General features: G+C 65.5%; 11 protein-coding genes. 7 read left to right on the top strand and 4 right to left on the bottom strand.

Annotation, left to right across the window (positions count from 1 at the left end):
* Positions 1 to 466 precede the first annotated feature (466 nt).
* The 6 genes from BraRD5C2_RS05405 (at position 467) to BraRD5C2_RS05380 (ending at position 6,193) form a co-directional block, all read left to right on the top strand.
* Positions 467 to 1,435 carry a threonine--tRNA ligase gene (locus BraRD5C2_RS05405; protein WP_223967298.1) on the top strand — a complete coding sequence of 323 codons (969 nt, stop codon included), beginning with the start codon at positions 467 to 469 and terminating at the stop codon, positions 1,433 to 1,435.
* Positions 1,436 to 2,322: 887 nt separating this feature from the next.
* Positions 2,323 to 2,949: an HAD family hydrolase gene (locus BraRD5C2_RS05400; RefSeq protein ID WP_223967297.1), complete on the top strand. Its 627-nt coding sequence runs from the start codon at positions 2,323 to 2,325 to the stop codon at positions 2,947 to 2,949.
* 23 nt (positions 2,950 to 2,972) lie between these two features.
* A complete protein-coding gene (locus tag BraRD5C2_RS05395; RefSeq protein WP_223967296.1) occupies positions 2,973 to 4,184 on the top strand; it encodes a molybdopterin molybdotransferase MoeA in 1,212 nt (403 codons plus the stop codon).
* 244 nt (positions 4,185 to 4,428) lie between these two features.
* Complete coding sequence (gene lexA, locus BraRD5C2_RS05390; RefSeq protein ID WP_223967295.1) at positions 4,429 to 5,133, top strand: transcriptional repressor LexA; 705 nt, start codon at positions 4,429 to 4,431, stop codon at positions 5,131 to 5,133.
* 242 nt (positions 5,134 to 5,375) lie between these two features.
* Positions 5,376 to 5,804 (top strand): hypothetical protein, encoded by a 429-nt coding sequence (locus BraRD5C2_RS05385; RefSeq protein ID WP_074130078.1) that lies wholly within the window; start codon positions 5,376 to 5,378, stop codon positions 5,802 to 5,804.
* Positions 5,805 to 5,965: 161 nt separating this feature from the next.
* Positions 5,966 to 6,193: a hypothetical protein gene (locus BraRD5C2_RS05380; RefSeq protein ID WP_223967294.1), complete on the top strand. Its 228-nt coding sequence runs from the start codon at positions 5,966 to 5,968 to the stop codon at positions 6,191 to 6,193.
* 10 nt (positions 6,194 to 6,203) lie between these two features.
* Here BraRD5C2_RS05380 and BraRD5C2_RS05375 read toward each other — a convergent pair whose 3' ends face one another.
* Both BraRD5C2_RS05375 and BraRD5C2_RS05370 read right to left on the bottom strand, forming a co-directional pair.
* Positions 6,204 to 8,489: a ComEC/Rec2 family competence protein gene (locus BraRD5C2_RS05375; RefSeq protein ID WP_223967293.1), complete on the bottom strand. Its 2,286-nt coding sequence runs from the start codon at positions 8,487 to 8,489 to the stop codon at positions 6,204 to 6,206.
* A 107-nt stretch (positions 8,490 to 8,596) separates the two neighbouring features.
* Positions 8,597 to 9,073, bottom strand: coding sequence for an L-2-amino-thiazoline-4-carboxylic acid hydrolase (locus BraRD5C2_RS05370; RefSeq protein WP_223967292.1), 477 nt, complete (start codon positions 9,071 to 9,073; stop codon positions 8,597 to 8,599).
* Positions 9,074 to 9,213: 140 nt separating this feature from the next.
* Between BraRD5C2_RS05370 and BraRD5C2_RS39505 the strand changes: the two genes are divergently transcribed.
* The gene (locus BraRD5C2_RS39505) at positions 9,214 to 9,822 is read left to right on the top strand and encodes a LysR family transcriptional regulator (RefSeq protein WP_275945285.1); all 609 of its coding nucleotides are present in this window, start codon (positions 9,214 to 9,216) and stop codon (positions 9,820 to 9,822) included.
* Positions 9,823 to 9,971: 149 nt separating this feature from the next.
* On the opposite strand, the gene BraRD5C2_RS05360 is transcribed toward BraRD5C2_RS39505, so the two are convergent.
* Entirely contained in the window at positions 9,972 to 10,358 is a 387-nt protein-coding gene (locus BraRD5C2_RS05360; protein WP_223967291.1) for a YybH family protein, read from the bottom strand.
* A gap of 35 nt (positions 10,359 to 10,393) precedes the next feature.
* Complete coding sequence (locus BraRD5C2_RS05355) at positions 10,394 to 12,073, bottom strand: glutamine--tRNA ligase/YqeY domain fusion protein (protein WP_223967290.1); 1,680 nt, start codon at positions 12,071 to 12,073, stop codon at positions 10,394 to 10,396.
* Between the last annotated feature and the right edge of the window lie 5 nt (positions 12,074 to 12,078).

The following is a 12,078-nucleotide window of genomic DNA, read 5'->3' as shown; positions in this document are numbered from 1 at the left end:
AACGCTGTCTCGTGTTACGGGCAGGTTGACGAGACCGGCGAGACAATCCAGAATAACAACATGCGCAACATCTGTTCCATGTCTTTGACCACCGCGACGACCAGCCTTGGCGGGTCGTCCCCTGGTCGTATGCGGTAACAGACTGCACAACCAGACAAGGCCCCGCCGGCGACGGACGGGGCTTTTTTCACGCGCAAACTCGTCCGCGCTGCTTCCAATCAGGAGAGCAAGCTATGGACGATCTCGATCACAGAAGCCTCGGAACGCGTCTCGATCTTTGGCACATCCAGGAGGATGCGCCAGGGATGGTGTTCTGGCATCCGCGCGGCAACACGCTTTATCGGGTGCTGGAGGACTACATCCGCCGGAAAATGCGCCGGTTGGGCTATGCCGAGGTTCGAACGCCCAGCTGCTGCCCCGCGATCTGTGGATTCGAAGCGGCCATTGGGAAAAATTCGGGGCGCACATGTTCGGTTTTGCCGACGGCGAGCGCGCAATGGCGCTCAAGCCGATGTCGTGTCCCTGCCACGTCCAGATCTTCAACAAGGGCCTGCGCTCCTGGCGCGACCTGCCGCTGCGCTACGCCGAGTTCGGCATCTGCCACCGCGATGAGCCGTCCGGCTCCCTGCACGGATTGATGCGCACGCGCGGCTTCGAGCAGGACGACGCCCATGTGTTCTGCCGCGAACAGGACGTGCCGAGTGAAGTCGCCCGCTTCGTCGCGCTGCTGTCGGAAGTCTATGCCGAGTTCGGCTTCCCCGAGCCCGAGGTGTCGCTTTCCACCCGGCCGACTGCGCGCGCCGGTTCGGACGAATTATGGGATTGGGCGGAAGCGAGCCTTGCCGCGGCCGCGCGCCAGTGCGGGCTGTCGTACGAGATCCAGCCCGGCGAAGGCGCCTTCTATGGGCCTAAGCTGGAGTTTGCGCTCCGCGATCGGCTGGGCCGGTCCTGGCAATGCGGAACGGTTCAGCTCGACAGCGTTCTGCCGGGCCGTCTCGACGCGTTCTACGTCGGACCGGACGGCGATCGCGCGATCCCGGTGATGATCCACCATGCCGTGTTCGGTTCAATCGGTCGCGTCATCGCGATGCTGCTTGAACATCATGCCGGCGCGCTGCCGTTCTGGCTGGCTCCGGACCAGGTCGCCGTCGCGCCGATCTCGCGTGATCATTCCGATTACGCGGTCAAGGTTCTCGATGCGCTCGAAGCTGCCGGCATCAGAGGCGTCCTGTTCGCCAGCGCCGACACGCTGTCGCGACGGATCGTTGCCGCGCATGAGGCGAGTATTCCAGTCGTGGCGGTCGTCGGGCAGCGTGAAGCGCAACAAGGCACCATAAGCCTCCGCGAGCGCGCCGGGGCCGTCTCCGTTTTGCCGCTGGCTGACGCCGTTGAGGCGCTTCGAGAGCGCGCTCGTCCGTGCAAGGACGCCAAGTGAACCTCGCTATGCGCTGCCTCGCGGCGCCGGGGATCCGGCGGCCTCAAGAAAGGGCCCCAGCGAGGGGGTACACGCTGAGGCCAGTACAACTTGGTCACATCATCGTAGACCTCGCCCCGACAGTTTCCTTTGCTCCTTCGGAGTACCGGTATCGTACGGAGCCGTAGGCTGAACCCTATTGCTCTCTCGCCCGTATCCATAACGTCAGGATTTTGCCATTCCTCCTGGGGCTAGAACCAACGCCGCCCGTCGTATTTCAATGCGGGCGGCGTTGTGCGTTTCTGGCCTGCAACGAGAGGAGACCGAGCGCGCCCGCGAAGCTGACATCGATGAAAGTTCCCGGCCAGGAACCGGAACGGATATCAGCCGACGTGAGTTGGGCCATACGATTTTGAAGGATGGAGCGTCATCGCCGTGAGCCGAAAAACTCTGCAAGCACGTTCGGAACAGGCGCTCGTCGTCGTCATTCTCAGCACCGGCGCGCTGATCGCCTACCTCGGCCTGGCGCTTTCCAGGATGTGAGTGGCCCATGGCGGCACCCGGCTTTCCTGTGCCCTCTGCTTTCAAGCGGCGAAACGAGAAGCAAAGCTCAGACGATTCATGTCGAGAGATTGTAGGGCTGCGTCCCCACCACAACTGACACCGCGTGACGTGACAACTTGAATCGCGCACGATCCTCATCGTTGCCCCTGCGAAGGCGGGGACCCATAACCACGAATGGTCATGGTTAGGCGAAGTGGGTACGAGGCGTCCCTTCAACAACACCCGCCGCGGAGTATGGGTCCCCGCCTTCGCAAGGACAACACCCCGCTCCTGTCGTCGCATGGCTGCCGCACAAATCGAGGACATTGCCGCCCGCCCGCAATTTTCGTACAGGGTTTCACGCAATGACCTCGCAACTCTCCCCCGATTCCGTCGACGTGCTGCTGTTCGATATCGGCCGCGTCGTGCTCGACATCGACTTCGAGAAGGTGATGGCGCACTGGGCGCAGCATTCCGGCTGCGCGCCGGCCGATCTCGCCGCGCGCTTTGTGGTCGACGACAGCTTCAGGCATCACGAGATCGGCCGGATCGACGACGCGGCGTTCTTCGCAAACCTGCGCCGGACGCTCGGTATCGACATCACCGACGCGCAGTTTCTCGAAGGCTGGAATGCGATCTTCACCGGCGAGATGCCGGGGATTGCCCCCTTGCTCGCGACCGCCGCGAAGCGGATGCCGCTGTACGCCTTCTCCAACACCAATCCGGCCCATGTCGCGCATTTCTCGGCCATCCATACCGAGTTGCTCGGCCATTTCCGAACGGTCTTCCTGTCCTCGACGATCGGCCACCGGAAACCCGACGCCGAGGCCTACGATCATGTGGTAAAAGCCATCGGCGTGCCGGCGTCGCGGATCCTGTTCTTCGACGATCTGGCCGCTAATATCGACGGCGCGCGGGCGCGCGGCCTTCATGCCATCCACGTGACATCGACGGATGACGTGGCAAGGGCTCTGACCGCACTTGGTATGTGATTAGGAATTGAGGAGCTCTGAGCGTGGCCCTGATGCCGGTTGCCGATGCCCTGTCCGCCGTCCTCGCCGGCGCCGACCCGCTGCCGGAGGAGATGGTCGCACTCGATGCCGCCTACCATCGCACCCTGGCGCGCGACCTCGCCGCGCGCCGCACCCAGCCGCCGCAGCCGATGTCGGCGATGGACGGCTATGCCGTGCGCGCGGCCGACGCCGGTGATCTGAAGGCCCGGCTCAAGGTGATCGGCGAAGTCGCCGCCGGCCGGCCGTTCGAGCGCACGGTTGGCCCAGGCGAAGCGGTCCGAATTTTTACCGGCGGCGTGGTCCCCCATGGCGCCGACGCCGTCATCATCCAGGAAGACACCGCCGTCGACGGCGACCACATCACGATCACCGAGCTGGCTGCCGCCGGGCGGCACATCCGCCCGGCCGGCGTCGACTTCCGTGAGGGCGACGTGCTGCTCGCCGCCGGCAGCCGCCTCTCCGACCGCGCGCTGTCGCTGGCAGCCGCCATGAACTATCCGGAGCTCGCGGTGCATCGCCGCCCGAAGGTCGCGGTGCTGGCGACCGGCGACGAGCTGGTGATGCCGGGCTCGGAGCCCGGTCCCGGCCAGATCGTCTATTCCAACGGTTACGCGCTGCGGGCACTGGCGCGCGCCGAAGGCGCTGACACCGTCGATCTCGGGGTTGCCGCCGACACGGTGGAAGCCACCACCGCCGGCGTCCGCCGGGCGCGCGAGACCGGCGCCGACATCCTGATCACGACCGGCGGCGCCTCGGTCGGCGACCACGACCTGGTCAAGCAGTCGCTGGAGGCCGAGGGCGTCGAGATGACGTTCTGGCGGATCGCGATGCGGCCCGGCAAGCCGATGATGCATGGCCGGTTAGGGGCGATGCGGGTGATCGGGCTGCCCGGCAATCCGGTGTCCTCCTATGTCTGCGCCTTCCTGTTTCTGGTGCCGTTGATTCGGGCGCTGAGCGGCCAAAAGACTGTCCATCATGTCCGCGCCAGCGCATTGCTCGGCCGCGACCTCGCCGCCAACGACCAGCGCGAGGACTATCTGCGCGCACGTCTCGAGGCGCGCGACGACGGCACGCTGGTCGCAACGCCTGTGATGCAGCAGGACTCGTCCCTGCTCGGGAATCTCGCTGCGGCACGGGCACTTCTCGTGCGTCCGCCGTTTGCGCCTGCCGCCGGCAAAGGCAGCGAATGCGAGATCCTGACACTGCCCGAGTGACGGCGCAGACGGCATCGCTTGAGCGCTTGCCCATTACGTTCACCGGAAATTAAGTGGTTGCGGAACACATATCGAACATATAGTGTCCGTTCATGATTTGTTTCGAGTACTGGTGTCTACAAACGGGAGACCATCCAGGAAGCGCTTGTACCGAGCACCGCGCTCCTGAGGTCAGGCCCCGCCTGCAGGCCCACCTGAAGAGTCTCGGAATCGAACGACGCTACCAACCGGGGGAATACTCGAGATGCTCACGCGCAAACAGTACGAACTACTGCGTTTCATCAATGAACGTCTGAAGGAGGCCGGCGTACCGCCCTCGTTCGACGAGATGAAGGATGCGCTCGACCTGCGCTCGAAGTCCGGAATCCACCGCCTGATCACTGCGCTGGAGGAGCGCGGCTTCATTCGCCGCCTGCCCAACCGCGCCCGCGCCATCGAGGTCATTAAGCTGCCCGAGCTCTCGGCCGGCAGCGGCAACGGCCGCCGCGGCTTTACCCCGAGCGTCATCGAAGGCACCCTCGGCAAGCGCACCAGCTCGCCACCGATCGCCGAGGACGACGGCAACCGTCCGGTCGCGGTCCCGGTGATGGGCCGGATCGCCGCCGGTACGCCGATCGAGGCGCTGCAGACCCGCAGCCACACCATCAGCGTGCCGCCCGACATGCTCGGCGCCGGTGAGCACTATGCGCTGGAAGTGCGCGGCGACTCGATGGTCGATGCCGGCATCCTCGACGGCGACATGGCGCTGATCCAGCGTAACGACGTCGCCAACACCGGCGACATCGTGGTGGCGCTGATCGACGAGGAGGAAGCCACCCTGAAGCGCTTCCGCCGCCGCGGTGCATCGATCGCGCTGGAGCCGGCCAATACCGCCTATGAAGTGCGCATCCTGCCGCCGAACCGGGTCCGCATCCAGGGCAAGCTGATCGGCCTCTATCGCAAATACTGATGGCGGCAGGGAACGAGCAACACATCGGATCGTTCCTTGAAAGATAGCGTAACGTGCGGCCTGCCCGATGCGCTCCGATACCTCTCACGCAGCGTCGCGTGTTTGTGATCGGGGCGTTTCGTCGAGCAGTCGTACAATCGCCTAGAAACGAGGAGACACTCGTTCGCTATCGTCCACTCTGGTAGAGGCCCTATGCCTCAAGGAGAGGCACGGGTCGCTACCTCGAATAGAGGAGCCATCCGATGTGTGACTATAGTCTGCACGCCGTGGCGTCGCGCCCCGCCATTGTTGGAGAGACGCTGATCACCACGACTTTCCGCGGCACGTCGACCCGCGGCTTTGCTTCGGAGAACGATCCGACTGTCGCGGTCTGCATGCTGCCGGGCACCGAGCTCGCTTTCGCCGAGAACGTTCGCTACGACAGCCGCTGGATCTGGACCAAGACGATGAATTTCCGCGTCGGCGTGTTCAACGAGGTCGAGCCCGACGTTCCCGATCGCCATCATGACGCGGTCGAATTCCCCGACGGCAGCCATGTGCTGGTGACCCAGCTGGTCGAGGGACAACGCGTCAGCGTGCTGCAATTGCCGGCGCTGCATCCGCCGGTCGAGCAGAAGCCGAAGGTTGTGGAGCGGCGGCCCTCCGCATTTGCGTCGCTGTTTTTGGGTTGAACGCATCGTCGCCGCGGAATGAGTAATCCGGCGGCGAAGGACCTAACCGATTTCGAGCGACCCCGGACGCCGGGCTCCGGGGCGCAGCAGGAGAATTGCGTCGGCGCGCGCCTTGGCGCATCATTGGGTACGGAGGACGTGCACTCACGGAAACCTGCTCAGTGGTCGACAAGGTCACATGGCAAAAGGCTGGACGCGTCACGGAGCCGGGCCGCTACATGTTCCGGTTCGGCTGGCTGACGGTGACGGCTGACGACCTGAAGGTCTGGGAGCAATTCCCGGAGGCTTCCTTCACCCTCGTCAAGAAGCCCGACGCCGGCCCCGACTCCGACGAATTCCATCTCGGCCTGTTCGAGCTGCCGACCGGCCCCTCACCCGAAAATGGCTAATCCTGGGCGGCTAGTCTTCGCCCTGCAAATCGGTCTCGGTCGGTGTCGCATCGACGGCGGGCCGCGGCGCGCTGGCGGGTGTGCGCAGCGTGGTCTCGCTCTCGCCATCGCCGGGAACCGCCGGTGACCATGGCCGGTCGATCCCGCCGGGCTTGACCGCGTCGATGGCGTAGCCGTCCCTGATGCGCCGCAGCACCAGCGCGCCGTGGCGCCGCAACCGCTCGGCATCGATCACCGAGGCCGCGCAATCCTTCGGCGCCGGTCGCGCGCTCACGATCAGCGCAGCACGCTCGCAGTCGTCGGCCAGCGCCTCGGGCCGGCTCGCCAGCGCCACGAAGGCGCCGCCGGGACCCTGCGTCACGCAGCCGCTCGGATCGCAGGAGACGCCCTCGCCGAGCGAGGCATCCGTGGCGGTCCGCGCATCGGCATCCGCCGCCAGCCACTCCTTGACGAGAAAGGCGTCTTTCGCGCTGTGCATCAGATGCAGCCGGCCGTCGCCGCCCCGCACCGCGACGTTGCGGCCGTCGGCTGAGACCAACACGTCCGGCTGCGGCACCCGCACCGCCCAGACCGAGGCCACCACCAGCAGCACCGCACCCGACCAGCGCAGCTGCGAACGCAACAGCCCGAGCAGGATCAGGCCGGCGCTTGCCACGATCATCGGCCCGACCCCGAACGCCGCCATCCGGCCGACCGCGCCCGGCAGCGCCGCGACCCATTGCGTCACCAGGATCATCCAGTCGATGCCGAAGCCCATGATCGCCCAGAACGCGCCGTCGAAGCCGAACGGCATGGCGAGCAGCCCGAGCAGGCCAGCCGGCATCACGACTGCCGACACCACCGGCATTGCCGCGAGGTTCGCCAGCAGCCCGTAGGGCGTCACGCGGTGGAAGTGGAACGCGGCGTAGGGCGTCGTCGCGAGCCCCGCGACCAGCGAGGCCAGCATCAGCATCGTGAGCTCACGCCCGCCCCACAGCGCAACCCGCGCGGTCGCCGAATGGTCGGGCGACGCCAGCAGGTTCGGCAGCCCGATCTGCACCAGCGCCACCAGCCCAAGGGTCGCCGCAAACGACATCTGGAAGCTCGGATGCACCAGCGCCTCCGGCGCGATCGCGAGCACGATCAGCGCCGCCACCGCCAGCGTGCGGAAGGTGATCGCGCGGCGGTCGACGATCACGGCGATCAGCACCACGGCCGTCATGAAGAACGATCGCTGGGTCGCGACCTCCGCCCCCGACAGCAGGAGGTAAAACGCCGCCGCGACCAGCGCCGCCGCCGCCGCCCATTTCTTGATCGGGTGTCCGGCCGTCAGCGCCGGAAACAGCGCAAGCAGCGCGCGGATCGTGAAGAACACGACGCCCGCGACCACCGCCATGTGGTAGCCGGAGATCGACAGCACATGGCCGAGCCCCGAGATGAACATCGCGTCGTTGACCGGCGTCGTGATCGCATCGCGCCGGCCGGTGAGCAGCGCCGTTGCGATCGCGCGCTGGTCGCCGTCCAGCGTGGTGCGGATCCGCGCGTCGATGGCGTCGCGCAGCCACTGCATGAAGGCGGCATAACGCAGCGCGAGGCCGCCGCTCGCCGGCGGCTCCCTGGTTTTCACCGCGCCCATCACGAAGCCGGATGCGCCGATGCCCTGGAAATAGAGGTCGCGGCCGAAATCGTAGGAGCCCGGACGCTGCGGCCCGAGCGGCGGCATCAGCCGCGCCTTCAATTCGACGAAGCTGCCGACCTCGGGCGCGGTGCCCTTCTTGACCGAGAGCCTGACGCGCTCGAGTTTTGGCACCTCGCGCTGGCTTTCCATCGACACGACGCGCAGCACGAAGCGGTCGGTCTTCTCCCTGACGTCGCGCGTCTCGACGAAACCGGTCAGCGCCACGGAATATATCGGCCGCGCCAGCACGCCGTGGGCGATCCGCGCGGTCTTCCATGTCGCCGTCGCAAAGCCCGCCGCGACCGCAGCCAGCATCACGACGGCGGGAAACACCCGGCGCCGCCGCAGCAGCAACGCCAGCAGGCAGAGCGCGATCGCGACTGACGCAGCGACCGAGAGCACCGGCTCGTGCTCGGCCGCAAAATAGAACGCGATGCCCGTGCTGAACGCTACCGGCACCCATGGCAACAGCCGCCCGGCCCCCGTCTCCGCACGCACCCATTGCCGCAATGCCTCGACGAGAGGACGCCAGATGCTGGCGCGCACCGGAATATAGCCGCCGGCCGGCGCAGCCGTGCGCGGCGGCCACGTCCCCGCGTAGCCACGTCTGCCGCCCGGCGTCGTGCCCTGCTCCGCCATACCGCTTGCGATCCCTGCCGGGCCACGAAGCTAGCGGAAGCTCCCGCTGGCCGCCTAGCGGAACACAACCGGAACACGAAGGTATCCGGCAGCACGAGCTGCGGCTGCTACGGGCCCCTGCGAAAGCGGAAATTGCAACACGAAGCCCCCTCCATCAAGGTCTGGGAACGGGAGAGCTGCAGGCCGTCGTCGAAGCCCGAGAGCATGGCATGGTCGCGCTTGCAGTGAACCTCGTAGCCGATGTCGGCGAGGCCGAGATCCTTGTAGAACTCGGCATAGCCGCAGCGCTTCACATTGAAGGCAAACTGCTGCTCCGACTGGTCGAGGATCTGGACCTCCATGGCGCCGCCGGCCGCCCACAATTCATCTACAATCCGCCTCAACGACCCGATGCCCTGTCCGTAGGTGGAGGCCCATGTTGCGCCATCCTCGGCCGCGAGCCGGCGTATCGTGGCATCGACGAGCTCCCGCGTGGCGTCGTCGCCGAGCTTGTCGCGCAGCGTCTGGATGAAGGGGATCAGAACGCGGCCTTCGATCTTGCGCCGCTGCAAATGACTGATGGCCACGTCGTGAGTGTCGGGCATGGATGTTCTCCCTGGCAGAAACCGGTCGGGCTATTTCTGCGGGAGCGGACCGGCCGGATCAAACCAATCCTTCTCGGCCGTTGACTTAAAAAATCTATCCCTGAAAACTGCAGCTCGACAGAACCTGAGAAGTGCCGACAATGAGCTACCGCCTCCCTCCCCTGAACGGACTGCGCGCCTTCGAGACGTCCGCGCGGCATTTGAGCTTCAAGCGCGCGGCCGACGAATTGTGCGTGACGCCAGGCGCGGTCAGCCAGCAGGTCAAGGCGCTGGAGACCGCGTTGGGCATCGCGCTGTTCCGGCGGCTGCCGCGCGGATTGCTGCTGACGACCGCCGGCGAAGAGTACCTGCCGTCGATCAGCCGCGCCTTCCGTGAGATATCGCATGCGACGCATCGCACAGCGCCTGCGCTTCGCGGCAGGCGGCTTCGGCTCGGCGTTGCACCGGTCATCCTGTCAAGGAAGTGCCCTGCGATCCAAAGCTTGACGCGGCAGGATCAACGGCAATTGCGCGTCAATCTCTCCGCGACCGGCGATCTCGGCGAACTGATCGACGGCAGGCTCGATGCCTTGGTGCGACCCACCACGCGATCGCATCCGGGACTGCATCTCGAGCAGATTGAACTTCACTCGCCGAAGGGCGTGACCGTGCCGGCCACCCTGCTGACACTGCCGGGATTGGCTGGCTGCCTGGAGCACCGGGCGCTCGTCAAAATCCTGCAAGAGCAGAACATGTCAGCCGAGACGTGATGCGGGCCCCGGCTTGCGGGGGCGGGCCTGCATGATTTCGGAATAATAGAAGAATGCCGTTGATTTGCTCGACGTGTCAAGTTGCCATGTCGAACGCCGGCGGCCGGCGGCTACTTTGCATGGGGTTGTTTTCGATATTTTGGCGGGCGCTAGATCAATGGCGTCTGCGACGAAACGTGATGGCAGGCGATCTTCCAGTCGCCGTCCTCCCGCGTGATCACCCAGGTGATTTTGACGGTAAGCGAAGGCGCATCGCCGTCGAGGAAGAACGACGCGATAGCAGCCATATTGACGAGATCGGCATTCACACGCTCGGCCCTGACTTCGCTGAACTGAACGCGCGGCGAGCGCCAGCGCGGCAGGCCGTTGAAGTAGGCCTTCACACCGTCGCGGCCGCGATAGAGCGTCGGGTTCGAGCCGAAGAAGAACGCGTGCCGCGAGTAGAGCGCGGCCAGCGTATCCGCATCGAGCTTGCCGAAACCTGCGGACCATCTGGCGATGATGGCGGAGGCGATATCGTCGGCTTCATCAGGCATCGATTGCCTCCGTCCGTTGTCCGCGCAGGATTGCGCTAACCTTTGCCGCCGACTTCCTTGGCGAAGGTATCGCGCAGGCCGATGGTGCGGTTGAACACCAGCCGGTCCGGCGTCGAATCCGCATCGCGCACGAAATAGCCCTGCCGCTCGAACTGCATCGCCTCGGGCGAATTGCTCTCGGCGATCGCAGGCTCGACCCGCGCATCGCCCAACACCTCCAGCGACTGCGGGTTGAGGTCGGCGGCGAAATCGGCGGCGTTCGGGCTCGGGTTGGCGAACAGCTGATTGTAGATGCGGATCTCCGCCGGCTTCGACTGCGCCGCCGGCAACCAGTGCATCGTCGCCTTCACCTTGCGGCCGTCGGGCGCGTTGCCGCCCTTGGTCGCGGGATCGTAGGTCGCGCGAAGCTCGACGATCTCGCCGGCGTCGTTCTTCACAACGCCCGTGCACTTGATGAAGTAGGCATAGCGCAGCCGCACCTCATTGCCGGGCGAGAGGCGGAAGAACTTCTTCGGCGGGTTCTCCATGAAGTCGTCGCGCTCGATATAGAGCTCGCGGCCGAACGCGATTTTGCGGGTGCCGGCTTCCGGATTGTCAGGATGGTTGATCGCCTCGATCTCCTCGACCCGCCCTTCCGGATAGTTCTCGATCACCACCTTGAGCGGCCGCAGCACCGCCATGCGGCGCAGCGACGTGCGGTTCAGCTCCTCGCGGATGCAGAACTCGAGCATGCCGACATCGACCACGCTGTTGGCCTTGGCGACACCGATGCGCTTGATGAACTCGCGCACCGCAGCCGGCGGCACGCCGCGCCGCTTCAGGCCTGCGACGGTCGGCATCCGCGGATCGTCCCAGCCTGCGACGTGGCCCTCACGGACGAGCTGGGTCAGCACGCGCTTGGACAGCAGCGTGTAAGTCAGATTGAGCCGCGCCATTTCGTACTGACGCGGCTGTGAGGGCACCGGCAGCTTGTCGAGCAGCCACTCATAGAGCGGACGGTGATCCTCGAACTCCAGCGTGCAGATCGAATGGGTGATGCCCTCGATCGCGTCCGACTGGCCGTGCGCATAGTCGTAGCTCGGATAGATCGACCATTTGTCGCCGGTGCGCGGATGGTGGGCGTGCAGGATGCGGTACAGCACCGGATCGCGCAGGTTGATGTTGCCGGCCGACATGTCGATCTTGGCGCGCAGCACGCGAGCGCCGTTCGAGAACTCGCCGGCCTTCATGCGGCGGAACAGGTCGAGGTTCTCCTCGACTGTGCGGTCGCGGAACGGCGAGTTCTTGCCGGGCTCGGTCAAGGTGCCGCGGGACGTGCGGATCTCCTCCTGCGACTGATCGTCGACATAGGCATGGCCGGCCTTGATCAGGCCCTCCGCCCAATCGTACAGGCGCTCGAAATAGTCCGACGCAAAGAAGAGGTTTTTACCCCAATCGTAGCCTAGCCAATGCACGTCGGCCTGGATCGAGTCGATGTACTCCTGCTCCTCCTTGGTCGGATTGGTGTCGTCGAAGCGCAAATTGCACTGGCCGCCGAATTCCTGCGCGATGCCGAAATTCAGGGCGATCGACTTGGCGTGGCCGATATGCAGGTAGCCGTTCGGCTCCGGCGGAAAGCGGGTCACGATCCGGTTGTGCTTGTGGGAGGAGAGATCGGCCTGGACGATGTCGCGGATGAAGTCGCGCCCTGCCTCTGCCGTCGTGTCAGTCGTCATCAAAG

The organism is Bradyrhizobium sp. RD5-C2 (assembly GCF_019972155.1).
Taxonomy (GTDB): Bacteria; Pseudomonadota; Alphaproteobacteria; order Rhizobiales; family Xanthobacteraceae; genus Bradyrhizobium.
The sequence above is the reverse complement of the archived record's forward strand: the minus strand, read 5'-3'. Positions and strand labels throughout refer to the sequence as shown.

Bases quoted from the DNA above. Each gene is read 5' to 3' on its own strand.
- BraRD5C2_RS05400 (WP_223967297.1), top strand. From the start codon at position 2,323: ATGACCTCGCAACTCTCCCCCGATTCCGTCGACGTGCTGCTGTTCGAT.
- BraRD5C2_RS05405 (WP_223967298.1), top strand. From the start codon at position 467: ATGTTCGGTTTTGCCGACGGCGAGCGCGCAATGGCGCTCAAGCCGATG.
- BraRD5C2_RS39505 (WP_275945285.1), top strand. From the start codon at position 9,214: ATGAGCTACCGCCTCCCTCCCCTGAACGGACTGCGCGCCTTCGAGACG.
- BraRD5C2_RS05355 (WP_223967290.1), bottom strand. From the start codon at position 12,073: ATGACGACTGACACGACGGCAGAGGCAGGGCGCGACTTCATCCGCGAC.
- BraRD5C2_RS05360 (WP_223967291.1), bottom strand. From the start codon at position 10,358: ATGCCTGATGAAGCCGACGATATCGCCTCCGCCATCATCGCCAGATGG.
- BraRD5C2_RS05370 (WP_223967292.1), bottom strand. From the start codon at position 9,073: ATGCCCGACACTCACGACGTGGCCATCAGTCATTTGCAGCGGCGCAAG.
- BraRD5C2_RS05385 (WP_074130078.1), top strand. From the start codon at position 5,376: ATGTGTGACTATAGTCTGCACGCCGTGGCGTCGCGCCCCGCCATTGTT.
- BraRD5C2_RS05375 (WP_223967293.1), bottom strand. From the start codon at position 8,489: ATGGCGGAGCAGGGCACGACGCCGGGCGGCAGACGTGGCTACGCGGGG.
- lexA (WP_223967295.1), top strand. From the start codon at position 4,429: ATGCTCACGCGCAAACAGTACGAACTACTGCGTTTCATCAATGAACGT.